Below are 16,742 nucleotides of genomic sequence, written 5' to 3'. Positions count from 1 at the left end.
CTCCGGTGAAAACCGGAGCTTTTTGTTTTACTTGATTTTTTTTGCCACTGATTCAGCCATGATTTGGTTGCCTGTTTTGTTTGGGTGGATCCCGTCAGGGAAAAGATCACCATGTTTTTTGAGCGGCTTATATAAGTTGATCTTTTTTACCCCGGTAGTTTTAATGATTTTCCTAAGCATGGGTTCCATTTCTTTCATGGCTATGGCGTTGATGCCAAAATTGTCTTTGAAAACGGGGACAGGCATGCAAACATAAATAGCTCCATCTTCTTCCATGCTGGATTTGAAAGTATTGATCATAGCGATATAATCATCGACAAATTCCTCTTTGTACCTCCAGTTTTGCGGCTTTGAATCATTGGTGCCTAGTTTGATCACTATGATGTTCGCGTTGAAGTCCTGTACTTCTTGAAACTGCGGTTCATTCCAATATGGGTAATCCCCCTTTTTTAATAAGGTTCTACCACTTACTCCAAAGTTTTTTACTAGATAATCTTTTCCCAATATGTCTTGCATTAAAAGTGGCCAGCTGTCAGGGTGTTCTCTGCCGGGACCTTGGGTGATACTGTTTCCTACACAGGCTACTTTTATTTGATTTTGCCCCACTGAGAGTGCGTTAAAGCTTAAAAGGCATAGGATGGTAAAAAGAAATTTCTTCATGCTTAAGGGTTATTTATAGTTACTGTAAATTTGAAAGTGTTAAATATAACATATGATTCCGATTAAACGCTTGGGGTTGTATATTTACTCTTGTGTCTATACTTAGAATAAAGAAATATTATAGTTATTTTCAGTGGTTATCCCTGGATGTGGTAGTTGGTGCCTGTGCAGGTCTTTTCTTTTTTCAACATATGCTGGATTTGGACTTCACTCCCATAGTATATGTCTTGATGGGTTTGGCAGTTTGGGGAATTTATACCTTTGATCATTTAATGGATGCTAAAAACATAGAAGGCAAAGCCAGTTCTGCGAGGCACCTTTTTCATCAGGTTCATTATAACAAGTTAATTATTTGGTTGATACTGGTAGTCATTATCGGCTTGTACCTGGCTTTTAACTATATTAATTTTTCAAGACTAATCTCTTTTGGATTGCTTTTGGGTAGTATGATCATAGGGAATATACTGGTGATCAAATTCTTTGGGACAAAGATGGCTTTTCTTAAAGAGCTTTCTACGGCGGCTTTTTATACGGCAGGAATTACCCTGGCACCTTTGATCAGGTTTGTAAATGATGGATTGCCCAATTACTTTTGGTTTTTTGCTTTTGGTTATTTTTTGATGGCTTGGTTTAATCTCATTTTATTGGCCTTTATGGATAAGAATAGCGATCAGAGAGATCAAATGGGGTCCATTGTAAATGCTTTTGGGGTCAAGGCCACTTATAAGCTTTTGAATGCGATTGTATGGATTGGACTTTTATATAATTTGAGTTTATTTTTCTTTCTAAGCTCTCATTACTATATCTATATAGTTATCCTTTTAATTATGTTCTTAATTCATGCATTGGCCTTTTTGCAGTACCATAAAGGTAAAGAATCGGTGAGAAGGAAAGTTGATGCAGCTTATATGCTTCCTTTGATATTATTGTTCATTGGTTGATTGTGCTTATTTATGCAGGATTAGGCGGAAAAGTTGGGAAACTCAGGATGCTTTAGCTTTGATATGCTCTATTTATTGACCATATAAACCCCAAAATTGATTTACAGTTTGATCAAAAAAACATGGCTATCGGTAATTATGAAAGGTATATTTGTTGAATGGATATTAACCTTTACGATAGGGTAGTGTTTTTTTACGATCGCTTGGCTGCTTTGGTCCTTGGTAGGGATTATATAGAAAGTAAACAGGCTTTTTTGGATCAAGTTTCAGCTGGTGATAAGGTACTTTATATAGGTGGGGGAACGGGTACCAACCTGTCAGAAATCTTATCTAAACTTGGCAGTAATGGGAAGGTTTTCTTTGTGGATGCTTCACAGAATATGATCAGTAAAGCAGCAAATAATGTTCCGCAGATTTTTAGAGATAGGGTGGTTTTTTTGAAGCAAAATGATTTTCGTGAATTGCCGAAGCATCGATTTGATGTAATTCTCACACAGTTTTTATTGGATTTGTTGCCGGACAGTGAAATTGAGGTTTTATTCAAGGAAATTGATCTACGAAGTGACCATGAAACCAATTGGATTTTTACAGACTTTATTGATCATCCTAAGAGAAAGATTATGCAGTATTTGATGATTTTATTTTTTAGGTTGCTGACTAAAAACCCTAGAAAAGACCTTCCTGATTATTTTATCTATTTTAATAAATATGGATGGGAAGTCAGTAGTAAAAGGGGTTTTAAAGGTGATTGGATTCAGGCATGGCTTTGTAAACTAAAGAATTAACTTGTTTTAACTTTTAAGTTTTTGAGATAAATGAAATATTCAATACATTATTGCTTGAAAAGAAATAATTGATTTTTATGTTATGAAAAAGGTCTTTTTACTGGCAATTATGGGATTATTCTTGTTTTCCGAGGATTTATTGGCCCAAGATGAAAGTGGCTTAAAATCAAAAAGTGACTTGCCTATTATTTTTGATTTTGAACCATTGAAAACGGACAGTCTTGACCTTTCTATGGATGACATTGATCTAAATATTCCGATAATGTCAAAGAATTTTTCTGGAAAGAATCAGGTGGAATATATTGATCCCAATATGCGGATTCTTAACCTTTCTAAATCATTTAAGGGAAGTATTAAGGTGATTGAAGTACCAAAAGACTATTACTCAAGAATGCCCATTGTCAAGCTGAAGGATAGCTATGGAGATGATGCTATTCTTTTGCCACGGAAATGATATTGGTGATGATATCATCGAAGAATGAACCACTGTAAGGGCCAAACCAGTTCATGTCGCGGACTTCGTGATAATGTCTTTCGTAATATTTGTCAGGAACGATATAGCCCATATACCCACCGTTAAACGATGTTATTATAAGGTTTAGTCCCTTTTCTTCTGCCATCTTCTCCCATTTTTCGTAAAATACTCCTGATATTTCACCGCTACTTGAAATCATGATAGTATTTCCTATTTGTAAAACGTCGAAATGACTATTGGTGTCTCCAAACAAGTTGTTGAACACCCATGGCCTAAGTTTGATGTTGTCGGAAATCCTGTAAGTGGCTTCGGGTAATGAAGGAATCAGTGTGGTTAATTTAATGTTTTTGGATACAATGGTATCAATATTCATGGAAGGTGTTTCCATGAGGCTGTCTAGCTGATGGGCGTAAGTTTTGATATCTTTCGGCTTGTTGCCCGGTGGTAATGGGCTGTGGCTTCCCACAGTACCAGCGGCGAAAAGAGCAAAGTCATAATCATCCATCATGTATTCAGTGAGATAATAAGGATAATCACCTGAGAGGCCCATAAATTTACTGCTCAGGCAGGTAGCATGGGCTGTATAAGTAAAGAACGTTCCTTTTTTTCCATTACTTTTTGTGAATACCAACTGTCGGATAAAAGGGTCTATGGGGTCTTCTTTGACAAATCTATTGGTAACAAAATCTGGGGCGCTGTGTTTTTGATAAGTGATGCTGACGTTTTCCTGGCTATCAAGGGATTGTTTGATGCCCTCAATGGATTTTTGAGTCAGCAAGTTGATGATTTTCTGATCATAGCCCCCAAAGGCAATTTTACCCATTAAGCCTGGAATATAACCTCCCATTCCGCTGTGGGTATGGGTGGCAGTAAAATAAACTTGGTCTATAGGAAGGTTTGCAGCCTTAATGCCCTCATTAATACTCTTTGCCAAGAAGGGGTGAACAATCAGTAGCTCATAATTGAGGTAGGCAATGTTTTGATGTCCATTGCCCAAAACCAAAGCCTTAACATAGCTGCTGTCCTGAACAAACTTATACTTGCCACGAGGTTTATAGCCTACTAGACTAGCAGGTTCTTTAGGGGTGGCATTTACTTTTGCCCAGCCGGCTAACCAAGATTGTCCAGTGGAACTTTTAAAATCAAGATTTTCAATGGCATTTAAGGTTTCTTGATAGTACTCCTGTTCCTTAGGAGCACTCCTGTCTACTTCAGTAAGGAGTAGACCTGCTAGAAAAAGTAAAAGGCCTGTTGTCCAGGCCAGTGTTTTTAAGAGTTTTTGCAGCATATAAGTCTTGACTATGATCAATACTCAAAGGTACCGTGTTCACTTTTGATCGTGACTTTTTTGCCTTCATGAGGCTCAACTCGTCCAATGATTTGTGCATCTACACCATGGAACTCCGCGATGTCAATGATCTCCTCGGCATATTTTTCTTCCAAATAAACCTCCATTCGGTGGCCCATATTGAAAACCTTGTACATTTCTTTCCAATCTGTGCCACTCTCTTCCTGGATGATTTTAAACAAAGGAGGAGTTTCGAAAAGGTTGTCTTTGACCACGTGCACATTGTCCACGAAGTGAAGCACCTTGGTTTGTGCACCACCACTGCAGTGAACCAAACCATGGATTTGTGGACGTAAATATTTCAACGCCTCTACCATGATAGGGGCATAAGTTCTTGTTGGAGAAAGTACCAACTGACCGACATTTACAGAGGTGCCAGGAGCAGGGTCAGTAAGGTTGTATTTACCCGTATATAATAAGTCTTCTGGAACTGATGGATCGAAGCTCTCTGGATATTTTGTTTTCAATACCTTGTTAAAAACGTCATGTCTGGCAGAAGTAAGGCCATTACTTCCCATGCCGCCGTTATAGGCAGTTTCATATTTGGCCTGGCCATGAGAGGCAATACCAACTATCACATCGCCAGCTTTGATATTGTCATTGGAGATAACCTCATCCCTGCGCATTCTGGCAGTAACAGTGCTGTCTACAATTACCGTTCTTACAAGATCTCCCACATCAGCTGTTTCACCTCCTGTAAGTACAGCATTGACACCATTATCTCGAAGCATCTGTAGGACTTCTTCGGTACCATTGATGATGGCGGAAATTACTTCACCAGGGATAAGGTTTTTGTTTCTACCAATGGTGGAGGAGACCAATATATTGTTGATGGCGCCCACACAAAGTAGATCGTCAATATTCATAATGATGGCGTCCTGGGCGATACCTTTCCACACACTCAAGTCCCCTGTCTCTTTCCAGTATAAATAAGCAAGTGAGGATTTGGTTCCCGCACCATCCGCATGCATGACATTACAGTAATTAGGATCATTGCCTAAAGTGTCTTCCACAATTTTGCAAAATGCCTTTGGGTAAAGTCCTTTGTCAAGTTTGGAAATGGCCTGGTGCACATCCTCCTTTGAGGCTGATACGCCTCTTTGCATATATCTTTCGTCCATCAGAATAATGACTTGGTTAATATTGCCGTAAAGTTAAGGATTTTAAGAAGGATTGAGAAAATATATGTTTGAATGTTGCAAAGCTGTGACTATTTAAACAAAATAAAATTGGGAAATAAAAAATCCCAGGTGTTTAGCCCGGGATCCCTTTTTAATTTTCCTCAATTTCTGTGACCTTGAATTCAGTTCTTCGGTTGATTTGATGTTCTTCTTCAGTCTGTGCATTTTCAATGATCAGCCTGTCTTCACCATAACCTTTGGCTACCAATCTGTCTTTGTCAATTCCTTGGGAAACAATATAGTTGACCGCAGATTCTGCTCTACGTTGGGAAAGATCCCTATTGTATTCGTCACTGGCTCTTGCATCGGTGTGTGAACTTAGCTCAATCTTGATTTCAGGATTGTCCTGTAGGATTTTAACCAATTTGTCCAATTCTAAAGCTGCATCAGGTCGGATGTCTGCTTTGTCCAAATCATAATAAATGTTTTCTAAGACAATGGCTTTTTCAAGTTCCAATTTTTCCAATACAACGGTGGTGTCCAAAACAATATTGGTGACGTCTTGGATCAAGTCTTCTTGCGCTGGCGTTTTTCCAATAGTAGAATAACTGATGCTTTTGGTGAAATAGCCGTTTTTGGAGGCAATCATGGTGAAATTAGCATTAGGCTCCAATTGGAAACGGAGTTTTCCATCATCATTGGAGAAGTCCCCCCCAATGGATTTTTTTGCACCATCATAGAGGGCTACCCTTGTCCTTGGAAGCGTGACAGGTTCTTCGTCAGGGATGTTTTGCAAGGTTTTTACATTTAAGAATACATTGACCACCTTTGGTTTTGGGGTTTTATCCTCAAAGTAATAAATATCATCATCACCAATCCCACCTTCTCTGTTGGAGGTGAGGAAACCTTCTTTAGGAAAGTTGGTGAAGAAGATCCCAAAGTCATCTCCTACGGAGTTAATGTTCTTGCCTAGGTTCTTAATAGTCCTATTGCCGTCAATGGTTTCAGCAACAAAGAGGTCCAATTTCCCAAATCCTGGATGGCCATCAGAGGCGAAGAAAAATTTATCACCCACTGGTCTGGGGAACATTTCATTTCCCGCAGTATTGATTTCTGGTCCCAAATTTTGAGCATTGCCAAAGTCACCATTGGCTAACTTGGTGGCTTTATAAAGATCAGTTCCTCCATAGCCTCCGGGTCTATTGGAAGCAAAGTATAAAACTTCTCCATCGGAGCTAAACGCCGGTGTTGAATTCCAGTAGGTTTCTTCCTCGTTTACTGGCATCCAAATAGGATCAGTAAAGCTAGCTCCTCTAAAGTAGGAGACAAAAAGGCTTACATCAGGAAGATCGTTTTTATTGGTGCTATTTCCTCTGGCATAAATGATCGTATTACCATCAGGGCTGATGGTGATGGCGCCTTGGTTCAAGCCTTCTTCGTTTCTGAATTCCGGAAGGGCCTGCACATTTTGGACGTCTACCTTTATTCCGTCAGCTCGGGCCCTATAGAGTTTGGTGTAGCCTTGTCCAGTTGCTGGGTAGGCTCCACTTGCTCCTCGAGAGCTGGTGAAGTAAAGGAAGTTTTCACTCACTACTGGCGCATAGTCAATTCCTGATGTGTTCAGCAGTTCGTAGTTTTGAAGCTCGTGATATGGCCAATAATCTGTGATATTTTCAATTTGGGCAATGTTTTGCGATCCTCTATCCGCTAGGGCAAGCAATGAGTCACTGCTGGTGTATTCTTTGGCTTCTTTATAGGCAGCGGCAGCGGCTTCATAGTCCCCCTGGTCATGGAGGCTTTTGGCCTTTTTCATATAGTTTTCAAAAGAGCCTTCTCCTTCCAAGAGTTTGTCATAATAGGGGAGAGCATCCTCAATACGGTTGGAAAGCCTGAAGCTTTCTGCTACATAGTAGTTGGCATCTGCATCTTCAGGATTGTCCGCCAAAATTCTCGAAAAAGTGCCAATTGCCAATTGATATTCCCCAGCGGCAAACTGGCTTTTGCCTTTTTGTGGTAGGCTAGTACATGCTCCCAGGGCAAGACCAATTAAAAAGAAACACAGAAAACAATTTTTCATCATAAAGTCAAGCTTGCATAAAGTGTATATCCTCTAATATATAACTTTTAAAATAATTAGTTGTTAAAATATCTGTTTAACCAGCTTTCACTGGCAGGAATCAACCATTTGTTCTGTAGGTCTTCTTTTTTCTGGATGATTGGGTTGAAGACTTTGGAATTGCTGGTCAATGCACCTGACTGGATATGGCTTTTGATTTCCCCCAAGCTGCTAATGGTTATATCATCTTGATATACGAAAGAAATCTTGCCTTGGTCGAGCAGGTTGACCTTGAGCACTTGGTCCAATTCCCTTAAAGTTTTTACCGAGCTGTCAATAGAGCATCCGCTGGCGCCGAGTTTTGATTCGTCCACTGATAGGATGATGAATTGATCGTACTTAATGTCAAAAGAGGTGGGCATCAAATTGCCATGTGTATTCCATTGGTTGCAGAACGCCGTTAATCTGGATTCTACAAGTTGGATTTCCTCTAGTGTGAACTTTCTGTTGGCTTGGTAAACCCATACCCTTGCGGTGTCGGGCATCTCTTCAAATGGCAAATACATATTACTAAATTCTTCTTTGAAATATAAATCTTATCAATTGGGCATGAAAAACCCTTCTTACCTAAAACGGCAAAAAGGGGCAGAATGATTCTTTGATCATCAAGTTTTTGGTCAATATGATCCTATTTTATCTTTTCTTCCAATAAAATAATAAAGCAAGGAGCCAATGAATGGAAGTAGGATAATGACAATGACCCAAAGGAGCTTGGTGTTTTCTTCTGAAAATCTTGATTTTAAGACATCTACCAAGGCCCAAACCATAAATGCAAGTGGAAGGAGGCTGAATAAAATGAATAATAGTTTGAACATTTTGGTTAACGTTATAGCGGCTAGATTTTATTATTTCGGCCAATGATCAGGTATAAAATTGACCCGATAAAAGGAACAAGAATGATGACGATGACCCATATTATTTTTGTGTCACTGGAGGCAAATCGAGCTTGAATGACATCTACCAATGCCCAGATAAACAAAACGAGTGGGACGATGGTGAATAAAAAACCAAAAATTCCTAAAGAAAAGAAAGCGTCCATATTTTAATTTTTATGAGTTGACGGTTTTGTCTCGTCGTTCTATGGTCAAATATGAAGTTATACCAATTTAAAGGAAAAGAATGATAAAAAGTTAATATAATTCAGGGACTTAAGAAAGTCCCTGATCTTTTGCGATTAACTCGGCCAAGTCAAATACCTTAACCTCATTTTCTTTTTCTTTGTTTTTGACACCGTCAGACATCATGGTTAGGCAGAAAGGACATCCCACTGCAATTGCTGAGGCCCCAGTTTTTAGAGCTTCTTCTGTTCTTTCGATATTAATGTCTTTTTTGCCTTCTTCAGGCTCCTTGAACATTTGAGCGCCACCGGCACCACAGCAAAGCCCCTTGGTGCGGCATCGCTTCATTTCTACTAGTTCGATGTCTAGGGCTTTGATTACTTCCCTAGGGGCTTCGTAAACATTATTGGCCCTGCCGAGGTAGCAGGAATCATGGAAAGTGATTTTCTTTCCTTTAAAATCACCGCCGCCTTTCAATACTATTTTTCCCTCATTGATCAGGCTTTGCAAGAACTGGCTGTGATGGATCACTTCATATTCTCCACCAAGGGCGGGATATTCGTTTTTGATGGTGTTAAAGCAATGGGGACATGCCGTGACCACTTTTTTGACATTGTACCCATTCATCACTTGGATATTGGCTACAGCTTGCATTTGGAAAAGGAATTCATTCCCCGCTCTTCTTGCAGGATCTCCAGTACATGTTTCTTCAGGTCCGAGAACTGCAAAACTCACCCCAACTTTGTTTAGGATTTTTACAAATGCTTGGGTGACGGCTTTGTATCTATCATCAAAAGACCCCGCACAACCTACCCAAAAAAGGATTTCAGGCGATTCACCTGAGGCAGCCATCTCGGCCATGGTGGGAACTTTATAATTTGACATATTTCTGTGTTTTAAAATTCAATTGATAAATTGTGGGAAATGGATGTTCCCTTATTTCATTTCTTCGTCCTTTACACTCTCAGCCCAATTAAATCGATCAGATGGGGGGAATTTCCATGGCGAAAAACTGGTCTCCATATTCTGGAACATCGCATTCCACTGGGCTGGAGAGCCACTCTCTTCCATGGCTACATAGCGGCGCATCTGAAGAATGATGGATAGTGGGTCTATGTTTACCGGGCAGGCTTCCACGCAGGCATTGCAGCTGGTGCAGGCATTGATCTCTTCTTTGCTAATATAGTCACCCAAGAGTGATTTCCCATCTTCCAATCCCTTCCCTCCGGCATCAATGCTTTTTCCTACTTCTTCAGCACGGTCTCTGACATCCATCATGATTTTTCTCGGCGAAAGTTTTTTGCCTGTGATATTGGCAGGGCATTCTGATGTACATCTACCACACTCCGTACAGGAATAGGCATTCATAACATTGATCCAGCTAAGGTCGTTGATGTCTTTGGCACCAAAGCGCGCGATTTCTGTAGGTGCTTCGCTGCCTCCTTCAGTTGGGATACCTAACATCATGTTGACCTCATTGGTGACCTCTGGCATATTGGCGATTTCTCCTTTGGGCTTAAGATTAGAGTACCAAGTATTTGGGAAAGCAAGGAAAATATGCAGGTGCTTCGAGTAGGTGACATAAATGGCAAAGCCTAATATCCCGATGATATGAAACCACCAGGCGAAACGCTCTACAAATGTTAGGGTTCCTTCACCCATGTTCATAAACAATGGTTTGATCAAGCCGCTGAAGAAAAGTGGGCCTAAGGCTATATAATGCTCTGTCCCTCTTTCTGCCAGTAGCTGGTCTGTGGCATTCATGGTCAGTATGGCTGCCATCAAGATGATCTCAATGACCAAGATCAGGTTGGCGTCTAAAGCCGGCCAGCCCTTAAGTTCTGGCATGACCAGTCGAGGGACCTTAGTGATATTTCTTCTGATAAGGAATACTAGGCAAGAAGCCATTACGCCTACTGCCAGTAGTTCGAAGAAATTCATGGCAAAGGTATAAGCTCCTCCGAGCAGGGGAGCAAAAATCCGGTGTTGACCAAAAATTCCATCAATGATAAATTCAGCCACTTCCAAATTGATGACAATAAAACCTACATAAACTAATAGGTGGAGAAAAGCAGGAAGTACTCTTTTGAACATTTTCTGTTGGCCAAATGCCACCAATGCCATGGTCTTCCATCTCTCTGATGATTGGTCATTTCTGGTTTCTGATTTACCTAAAAGAATGTTCCTTTTTAGGAAAGAGATTCTTTTGTAAAGCAGGTATCCTGCAGCAGCAAAAACCAGAATAAAAACTACCTGAGGTAAGATGTTCATATTGAAATGGTTAATGATTTTTGTTTAAAATTCTTTAATTTTTTTGTCTTTAGGGTTTGCATGGAAGATATGTTTGATTACCTTTGCATCACTTTACAACGGTGATGTAGCTCAGTTGGTAGAGCATCGGACTGAAAATCCGTGAGTCGGTGGTTCGAGCCCACTCATCACCACAAGCCTTGAAGCAGTTCAAGGCTTTTTTTATGCCCTTTTCCCAATGTCTTGTTTTTGATATAGTTAGGTGGAGATTCATGTGTTTTTACTGACTTTTTGAATTGGCATGATTGATATGCCACTATACTATTTGGTTTAGGACTATAAAATTAATCTATTTTGACGGAATGGTGGTTATGTTGTCTGGATGAATTTGCTACGGGTTGAAACTGAGATGATTTTGGGCCAAACCGAAAAACTGGGGAAAAACAGCCTGTTTTAGCTTTGATATACGCTATTTATTAAATGCCGTTTATTTATGGATCCAGATTGCAAATCTGGACCAGAAAGGGAATTTATGAACAAAAAAGAGAGCTTAACCCAGCTTTGCCCCAGCTTTACCTCAGCTTTGATACAGCTTTGCCCCAGCTTTGGTATTACTTTGGTATTAGTTTGGGCTAAGGTTGGACGAAGCCGAATAGCCGGGGAAAAACAGTCTATTTCAGCTTTGTTATGCGCTATTTATTAACCACAGATGGATAAAGATGAACATGGATATTTATTGAATACATCTGTTTTTCCTTTTACGCAATTGACTGTCTAGGCAGGTCTGTGACTTGAACTACACTTAATCTGACAAGGGTAGACAAAATTTAAGTTTGAAATTATTCACCCCCAGAAATATCGCTTGACCGATGATTTTTCAAAAGTAATATGGGTAGTAATGATTTTTTGTTTAGTGGACGTTTCAGCAACTTTGTAAAATATTTTTTTAAAACTGTAACATTTGAAAGACAGAATCATTATCTATTTGAATGAAGACATTTTTTGAGGCGTATATATGGTCCTTGCGTGGCAAACTTTACCGCATGGCTTATCTCTGGTTAAAGGACAGAGCTGAGGCAGAGGATGTGGTTCAGGAGGTTTTTGAAAAAGCCTGGGCCAATAGGGCTGCCCTTCAAAAAATGGAAAATTCGGTCGGCTGGATGGTCAGGGTTGTTAAAAACCAAAGCTTACAGCGGCTCAGAGAACGCCAAAAATGGGTGGTTGTAGATGGACAAGAAGAGATGCCGGAGGTTTCCCTTGATAGCTCAGAGGATGTTTCTCCAGCCGTCAAGATGGTGTTTAGGTTTCTTAAAGAACTTCCCGAAAAACAAAGGGAAGTGTTTCAGTTAAGAGAAGTGGAAGGCTTGACCTATGAAGAGATTGCTGAGTATATGGAGATATCTGTAGCGCAAGTAAAGGTGAACCTTTTCAGGGCAAGAAAGAAGTTGCGCTCGTTTATGTTAAACCAAAAGAAATGATGAAAGAGCAATTAGAAAGTTTACTGGATAAATACTATGAAGGGGAAACTTCCTTGGAGGAAGAAGTCCAGTTAAAGGATTTGCTAAAGAGCTCAGAAGGTTTTGAAGAAGAAAAAATGTTTTTCTTCGGACTGAAAGAGCTCAGGTCGGAAGCGCCAAGTAAAAGGCCTGTGCCCAATGAGGGGAGGAACTTGGCCAATTGGCAACGGTATGCGGCAGTTTTTGTGGCAGTACTTTCTATTAGCTGGCTTTTTTATCGGGAATACGAGGAGCAAAAAGAGGAACGGGCCTATCAGCAAGTGTTACATGCATTGTCCATGATTCAGGATAATATGCAAAAAGGTACTTCCTCATTGAAGATAATGGATGATATGAAGCATTTAAATAAGACCAATGAGATATTTAAGATTGAAGAAATAAAGGAGGAGCAGCAATGAAGAAATTGATAAGTGTATTGATCATGGTGCTGGTGTTTGGTGCAGCGCATGCGCAGGATGATGCCATAGTTAAGTTCTTTTCCAAGTATATGGAGGACGATGCCTTTTCTAGGGTGTATATCAGTCCTAAAATGATGCAGATGGCTGGTGGGTTTTTGAAGTCCAATGCCACCGAGGAAGGTGATAAAGACGCCCAAGAAATGGGGGAGCTTATATCAAAAGTAAAAGGAATTCGGATTCTTAGTGCCGAGAAAGTAGATGGAGTGCAGTTATATGAGGAAGCTATGAGTACCCTAAATAAAAATAAATATGAAGATCTGATGGATGTGCAGGACAAAAGCAGCAGCTTGAAATTTATGGTAAGAGAAGAAGATGGGATGGTTGCGGAGTTGCTAATGATTTCTGGTTCAGAGGCCGAATTTACTTTATTGAGCATGTTGGGTAGATTTACCTATGCCGACCTGAATATGCTTGCCGAGAAAACAGATTTACCGGGGATGAATGAATACAGTTCGGGTAAAAAGAATAAATAAGGAACCTAACATTAAAATAATTGAAAATGAAAAAGTTATTCTTGATCCTAGCAATTATGAGTGTGGGGATTTTAGCCCAAGCTCAAAGTAAAAGTGTAGCCTCTTTATATGAAAAATACAAAGGTGGCGAAGAGTTCTTCCATTTGGATTTGGCGGGGAGTTTTTTTGATTTTGCCGATGGATTTAATATTGATTTGGATGATGAAGGAATGGAAGCTATTGCAAAGTCAGTGGAAAGGATGAAATTGTTCAAGCTGCCTGTTTCGGGTGATGAGGCCAAGGCCGACTTTAAAGCACTTCAAAAAGGACTGAAAAAGGAAAGGTATGATGTGCTGATGGAAATGTCCGAAAAGGGCAGTGATATAGTATTTTATTCCAAGGGGGGCAATGTTATCAGTGATTTGGTTTTGTTGATTGGGGGGAGTGGTGATGATAGCCATCTTGTTATTGAGTTGGAAGGAGCTTTTGAAAGTAGAAAATTGGCCAAGGCTTTTCCATAAGCATTATAGCGTATTCATTGGTGAGCTTTAAAACTGAAAGGAGCTACTTCCTTAACGAAGTAGCTCCTTTTGTTCTTTGATTGCGGTTTATCTACCTGTACAACTGTGGGTTTTAATGGGGGCTTAATTATAAACCACCTAATATGCTTGATAAAAGTTCGATAATAGTGGCAAGTAAGTTTGAAATAAGATCCATGTTTTTAATTTTTAAAATTGTTTTTTGTCTACTCTGAAAAATTGGTTTTCGACATCCCCTATAAATTTGTATTTCACTAGTGATTTACATTATGACACTAATATAGCAACATTGAGAGGTGTTTTTTTGTCTATGAAAAATATTGTAAAAACGTAGAATAGTTTAATTTTTAGTTTGAAAATAAGGTAATTGTAGTTCAAACCTGATAGGTTGTCGTTGAATAAAAATGTAAGGTGGGGAAGATTAATTTACAGGGAAATAGATGTAATTTACCTGAATAAAAATGTAATGGAAAATTAAAGGCATACTGTCAAAGATCAAAAGAGTGAACTTGCAGAATTACTAAAGTCGAGGGAGTCCACAAAAAAAAGAGCGATGTAAAATGAATTACTCGCTCTATATTAGTTGTGCTGATATTGTTTCTTATTGCTTGAAGAATTTTAGGTTAATTACCTCTTTTTCAGTCAAGAATCTCCAGGTTCCCCTAGAAAGGTCTTTTTTGGTGAGACCGGCATACATTACCCTGTCCAAGGCAACTACTTCATAGCCAAGGTGGGCAAAGATTCTTCTTACGATTCTGTTTTTACCTACATGTATTTCAATGCCCAAAATTGTCCTGTCCTTTGATAAGACCTGTAAATCGTCTACATGAACCAGACCGTCTTCTAGTGTTAGGTCTTCAAGTATTTCGTCTACATGGGTTTTGGAAATTGGCTTATCTAAGGTCACCTGATAAATCTTTTTGATTTTTTCAGATGGATGGGAAAGTTTGGATGCCAGATCACCGTCATTAGTGAAAAGTAAAAGGCCTGTGGTGTTTCTATCCAGCCTACCTACTGGGAAGATTCTTTCATCACAAGCTGAACTCACCAAATGCATAACCGTTTTACGGTTCATTGGATCGTCTGTGGTTGTGATAAAATCCTTAGGCTTGTTGAGCAATACATATACAGGTTTCTCAGGATTGATCAACTTGCCTTTATAGATTACCTTATCAGTGATTTGAACTCTGTGACCAAGTTCAGTTATTACCTCGCCATTTACCTTGATTTCACCTGCTTCTATTAATTTGTCCGCATCCCTTCTTGAGCAGATTCCTGCATTGGCGATATATTTGTTTAGTCTTAGCTCCCTGTCAGGGGATTTGCCCATTTTTTTCTCCACCTTTTTTAAGTTGTATTCAGGTTGTTCTTCCTGATTAGCTTGGGCGGTTTTGAAAAAGCGATTGTTTTTGAATTTGGAGACTCTTTTTCCTCCTTTTTCTTCAATTTTTTCTGTTCCGAATACAGGTCTTTGGTCTTTGCCTCTGCCTTTATAGACGGTTTTGAATTTGCCTTCTTGCTCTTTTTTAGGAGCTTCCCTGTTAAATTCTCCAGGGTCTTTTCTATATTTTTTTAATGGAGAAAAGCTGCTTTTTTCTTCTTTTTCAGTGTTTTTGCCATGAAGTTTTTGTCCCGGTTTAAAACGGTCTGACCTGCCCTCATTCCTGTTTTTGTTGCCATAAGGCCTTTTTCCTGCTTTGTTATTAGGCCCTGAAAACCCTGATTTTTCTCCTCTTTGCCCTTCTTTGTTATTTCTATTGTGTTTTTTCATAGTGTTGCAACATCTCTGCTGTATATTTAAGTATTAAATCGCTGTTCTAAATTCTTAAAAATGAGCGTGTTGTGTTTTTAAGAATCAGGCTGCAAAGATACGTACTAAATAATAGATTACAGGCATCACAAGAGAAATATTCTTTGATGAGTGATGTCCTTGGCTAGTTTAGCTATTCTTGTTCGTTTCCAATTTGGTTTTCTTCTTGGCTGAAATCTTTAGGCTGAGGCAGGTCCTTTAGACTGTTTATGCCAAAATACTCCATGAATTTCTCACTGGTTCCATATAATAATGGACGGCCAATGCTGTCGGATTTCCCCTTGATGGTGACGAGTTCCTTTTCTAAAAGCTTTTGAACAGAATAATCACAATTTACTCCTCTGATCTGTTCCACTTCTGATTTGGTTACAGGTTGTTTGTAAGCAATGATGGAAAGGGTTTCCATTTGTGCAGTGGAAAGTCTCTTGGTGGATTGTTGTTTTAAAAGTATTGAAATACTGGTTTGGTAAGCTGGTTTTGTCAAGAATTGGTAGCCATTTCCCATTTTTTCCAGGGCAAAGGAAAAATCATCCTGCTGATATTTTTCTTGCAGTGTCCCTATTGCTTCTTCGATATGTTCCTGTGGTACTTCTGTTTCAAACATCTCCGTCAGACATTTTTGGATTTCGACCAAGCCTAACGGAGATGGAGAACAGAATATTAAAGCTTCAATATGTCTGTGTAAAAATTCCAAATTTTACTTTTTTGCAAGTTTGGCTTCAATTGAATGCATGGTATGTGGAACTGCTTTCAATCTTTCTTTAGAGATTAATTTTCCAGTGTCCACGCAAACTCCATAAGTGCCATTTTTAATTCTTATCAAAGCATTTTCCAAGTTGATGATAAATTTTTGCTGTCTCGATGCAAGCTGGCTTAGGCTTTCCCTTTCCAAGGTGTCTGCACCATCCTCTAGCAATTTGGAGGTAGAGGCGGTAAAGTCTGTTCCACTGTCATTTTTCTTGCTAAGTGTCTCTTTCAAAGAATGAAGTTCTGTTTTAGCGACAGCTAACTTGTTGTTGATCAATTCCTCAAACTCCTTAAGTTCTTCTCTGGAATAGGATGTTTTCTCTTCTTGGCTCATAGTTTCGGCGTTTAGTGTTTAGGTGATTTTGATTTTTGATCGTCAAAAAATTTCTCTAAAATAAGTTAGAGTTTTGAGAATCAAAAATATGGTAAGTAATATCTAATCCGCATTTGTTCACCATTTCTATA

At 39.3% G+C, this 16,742-nt stretch carries 19 protein-coding genes and 1 tRNA gene; 8 read left to right on the top strand and 12 right to left on the bottom strand.

Features of this window, described 5'->3' with window-relative positions; all coding sequences use genetic code 11:
- Window positions 1-27 precede the first annotated feature (27 nt).
- A complete protein-coding gene (locus KZP23_RS03950) occupies window positions 28-660 on the bottom strand; it encodes a GDSL-type esterase/lipase family protein (protein ID WP_226334830.1) in 633 nt (210 codons plus the stop codon).
- A gap of 92 nt (window positions 661-752) precedes the next feature.
- On the opposite strand from KZP23_RS03950, the gene KZP23_RS03945 reads away from it, so the two are divergent.
- From KZP23_RS03945 to KZP23_RS03935, 3 genes are all read left to right on the top strand, one after another.
- Window positions 753-1,601, top strand: coding sequence for a hypothetical protein (locus KZP23_RS03945; RefSeq protein ID WP_226334829.1), 849 nt, complete (start codon window positions 753-755; stop codon window positions 1,599-1,601).
- Between the two features lie 158 nt (window positions 1,602-1,759).
- Complete coding sequence (locus KZP23_RS03940; protein WP_226334828.1) at window positions 1,760-2,386, top strand: class I SAM-dependent methyltransferase; 627 nt, start codon at window positions 1,760-1,762, stop codon at window positions 2,384-2,386.
- Window positions 2,387-2,468: 82 nt separating this feature from the next.
- A complete protein-coding gene (locus KZP23_RS03935; protein ID WP_226334827.1) occupies window positions 2,469-2,840 on the top strand; it encodes a hypothetical protein in 372 nt (123 codons plus the stop codon).
- On the opposite strand, the gene KZP23_RS03930 is transcribed toward KZP23_RS03935, so the two are convergent.
- The 8 genes from KZP23_RS03930 to KZP23_RS03895 form a co-directional block, all read right to left on the bottom strand.
- On the bottom strand, window positions 2,818-4,149 hold the full coding sequence (locus tag KZP23_RS03930; RefSeq protein ID WP_226334826.1) for a neutral/alkaline non-lysosomal ceramidase N-terminal domain-containing protein: 1,332 nt from the start codon (window positions 4,147-4,149) through the stop codon (window positions 2,818-2,820). The two genes, KZP23_RS03935 and KZP23_RS03930, sit on opposite strands and share 23 nt — an antisense overlap.
- Before the next feature lie 17 nt (window positions 4,150-4,166).
- Window positions 4,167-5,330, bottom strand: coding sequence for an AIR synthase related protein (locus tag KZP23_RS03925; RefSeq protein WP_226334825.1), 1,164 nt, complete (start codon window positions 5,328-5,330; stop codon window positions 4,167-4,169).
- Between the two features lie 151 nt (window positions 5,331-5,481).
- A complete protein-coding gene (locus tag KZP23_RS03920; protein WP_226334824.1) occupies window positions 5,482-7,410 on the bottom strand; it encodes an OmpA family protein in 1,929 nt (642 codons plus the stop codon).
- 53 nt (window positions 7,411-7,463) lie between these two features.
- On the bottom strand, window positions 7,464-7,952 hold the full coding sequence (locus KZP23_RS03915; RefSeq protein WP_226334823.1) for a hypothetical protein: 489 nt from the start codon (window positions 7,950-7,952) through the stop codon (window positions 7,464-7,466).
- A 111-nt stretch (window positions 7,953-8,063) separates the two neighbouring features.
- Window positions 8,064-8,213 carry a PLD nuclease N-terminal domain-containing protein gene (locus tag KZP23_RS03910; RefSeq protein WP_226336476.1) on the bottom strand — a complete coding sequence of 50 codons (150 nt, stop codon included), beginning with the start codon at window positions 8,211-8,213 and terminating at the stop codon, window positions 8,064-8,066.
- 68 nt (window positions 8,214-8,281) lie between these two features.
- Window positions 8,282-8,485, bottom strand: a complete 204-nt coding sequence (locus tag KZP23_RS03905) for a PLDc N-terminal domain-containing protein (protein ID WP_226334822.1) — start codon at window positions 8,483-8,485, stop codon at window positions 8,282-8,284.
- Window positions 8,486-8,594: 109 nt separating this feature from the next.
- Window positions 8,595-9,389 carry a (Fe-S)-binding protein gene (locus KZP23_RS03900; protein WP_226334821.1) on the bottom strand — a complete coding sequence of 265 codons (795 nt, stop codon included), beginning with the start codon at window positions 9,387-9,389 and terminating at the stop codon, window positions 8,595-8,597.
- A 51-nt stretch (window positions 9,390-9,440) separates the two neighbouring features.
- On the bottom strand, window positions 9,441-10,775 hold the full coding sequence (locus KZP23_RS03895) for a 4Fe-4S dicluster domain-containing protein (protein WP_226334820.1): 1,335 nt from the start codon (window positions 10,773-10,775) through the stop codon (window positions 9,441-9,443).
- 100 nt (window positions 10,776-10,875) lie between these two features.
- Here KZP23_RS03895 and KZP23_RS03890 point away from each other — a divergent pair.
- The 5 genes from KZP23_RS03890 (at window position 10,876) to KZP23_RS03870 (ending at window position 13,702) form a co-directional block, all read left to right on the top strand.
- Window positions 10,876-10,948, top strand: a tRNA-Phe gene (locus KZP23_RS03890).
- Between the two features lie 795 nt (window positions 10,949-11,743).
- Window positions 11,744-12,232 (top strand): RNA polymerase sigma factor, encoded by a 489-nt coding sequence (locus tag KZP23_RS03885; RefSeq protein ID WP_226334819.1) that lies wholly within the window; start codon window positions 11,744-11,746, stop codon window positions 12,230-12,232.
- Complete coding sequence (locus KZP23_RS03880; RefSeq protein ID WP_226334818.1) at window positions 12,229-12,669, top strand: hypothetical protein; 441 nt, start codon at window positions 12,229-12,231, stop codon at window positions 12,667-12,669. Before KZP23_RS03885 ends, KZP23_RS03880 begins: the two co-directional genes overlap by 4 nt.
- The gene (locus KZP23_RS03875) at window positions 12,666-13,202 is read left to right on the top strand and encodes a DUF4252 domain-containing protein (RefSeq protein ID WP_226334817.1); all 537 of its coding nucleotides are present in this window, start codon (window positions 12,666-12,668) and stop codon (window positions 13,200-13,202) included. Before KZP23_RS03880 ends, KZP23_RS03875 begins: the two co-directional genes overlap by 4 nt.
- A gap of 26 nt (window positions 13,203-13,228) precedes the next feature.
- Window positions 13,229-13,702 carry a DUF4252 domain-containing protein gene (locus KZP23_RS03870; protein WP_226334816.1) on the top strand — a complete coding sequence of 158 codons (474 nt, stop codon included), beginning with the start codon at window positions 13,229-13,231 and terminating at the stop codon, window positions 13,700-13,702.
- Between the two features lie 619 nt (window positions 13,703-14,321).
- Here the strand turns inward: KZP23_RS03870 and KZP23_RS03865 are convergent.
- The 3 genes from KZP23_RS03865 to KZP23_RS03855 form a co-directional block, all read right to left on the bottom strand.
- On the bottom strand, window positions 14,322-15,491 hold the full coding sequence (locus tag KZP23_RS03865; protein ID WP_226334815.1) for a pseudouridine synthase: 1,170 nt from the start codon (window positions 15,489-15,491) through the stop codon (window positions 14,322-14,324).
- 172 nt (window positions 15,492-15,663) lie between these two features.
- The gene (scpB, locus tag KZP23_RS03860; protein WP_226334814.1) at window positions 15,664-16,224 is read right to left on the bottom strand and encodes an SMC-Scp complex subunit ScpB; all 561 of its coding nucleotides are present in this window, start codon (window positions 16,222-16,224) and stop codon (window positions 15,664-15,666) included.
- 3 nt (window positions 16,225-16,227) lie between these two features.
- Window positions 16,228-16,611, bottom strand: coding sequence for a TraR/DksA family transcriptional regulator (locus tag KZP23_RS03855; protein ID WP_226334813.1), 384 nt, complete (start codon window positions 16,609-16,611; stop codon window positions 16,228-16,230).
- Window positions 16,612-16,742: the final 131 nt, after the last annotated feature.

The organism is Echinicola marina (assembly GCF_020463795.1).
Taxonomy (GTDB): Bacteria; Bacteroidota; Bacteroidia; order Cytophagales; family Cyclobacteriaceae; genus Echinicola; species Echinicola marina.
Note: the sequence above shows the minus strand (reverse complement) of the source record. Positions and strands in the feature narration are given on the sequence as shown.

What these genes read in the sequence shown, in the direction of transcription:
- KZP23_RS03950 (WP_226334830.1), bottom strand. Translation starts at nt 660, where the DNA reads ATGAAGAAATTTCTTTTTACCATCCTATGCCTTTTAAGCTTTAACGCA.
- KZP23_RS03915 (WP_226334823.1), bottom strand. Translation starts at nt 7,952, where the DNA reads ATGTATTTGCCATTTGAAGAGATGCCCGACACCGCAAGGGTATGGGTT.
- KZP23_RS03910 (WP_226336476.1), bottom strand. Translation starts at nt 8,213, where the DNA reads ATGGTTTGGGCCTTGGTAGATGTCTTAAAATCAAGATTTTCAGAAGAA.
- KZP23_RS03885 (WP_226334819.1), top strand. Translation starts at nt 11,744, where the DNA reads ATGAAGACATTTTTTGAGGCGTATATATGGTCCTTGCGTGGCAAACTT.
- KZP23_RS03880 (WP_226334818.1), top strand. Translation starts at nt 12,229, where the DNA reads ATGATGAAAGAGCAATTAGAAAGTTTACTGGATAAATACTATGAAGGG.
- KZP23_RS03925 (WP_226334825.1), bottom strand. Translation starts at nt 5,330, where the DNA reads ATGGACGAAAGATATATGCAAAGAGGCGTATCAGCCTCAAAGGAGGAT.
- KZP23_RS03875 (WP_226334817.1), top strand. Translation starts at nt 12,666, where the DNA reads ATGAAGAAATTGATAAGTGTATTGATCATGGTGCTGGTGTTTGGTGCA.
- KZP23_RS03930 (WP_226334826.1), bottom strand. Translation starts at nt 4,149, where the DNA reads ATGCTGCAAAAACTCTTAAAAACACTGGCCTGGACAACAGGCCTTTTA.
- KZP23_RS03870 (WP_226334816.1), top strand. Translation starts at nt 13,229, where the DNA reads ATGAAAAAGTTATTCTTGATCCTAGCAATTATGAGTGTGGGGATTTTA.
- KZP23_RS03935 (WP_226334827.1), top strand. Translation starts at nt 2,469, where the DNA reads ATGAAAAAGGTCTTTTTACTGGCAATTATGGGATTATTCTTGTTTTCC.
- KZP23_RS03920 (WP_226334824.1), bottom strand. Translation starts at nt 7,410, where the DNA reads ATGATGAAAAATTGTTTTCTGTGTTTCTTTTTAATTGGTCTTGCCCTG.
- KZP23_RS03855 (WP_226334813.1), bottom strand. Translation starts at nt 16,611, where the DNA reads ATGAGCCAAGAAGAGAAAACATCCTATTCCAGAGAAGAACTTAAGGAG.
- KZP23_RS03865 (WP_226334815.1), bottom strand. Translation starts at nt 15,491, where the DNA reads ATGAAAAAACACAATAGAAATAACAAAGAAGGGCAAAGAGGAGAAAAA.
- KZP23_RS03940 (WP_226334828.1), top strand. Translation starts at nt 1,760, where the DNA reads ATGGATATTAACCTTTACGATAGGGTAGTGTTTTTTTACGATCGCTTG.
- KZP23_RS03905 (WP_226334822.1), bottom strand. Translation starts at nt 8,485, where the DNA reads ATGGACGCTTTCTTTTCTTTAGGAATTTTTGGTTTTTTATTCACCATC.
- KZP23_RS03895 (WP_226334820.1), bottom strand. Translation starts at nt 10,775, where the DNA reads ATGAACATCTTACCTCAGGTAGTTTTTATTCTGGTTTTTGCTGCTGCA.
- KZP23_RS03900 (WP_226334821.1), bottom strand. Translation starts at nt 9,389, where the DNA reads ATGTCAAATTATAAAGTTCCCACCATGGCCGAGATGGCTGCCTCAGGT.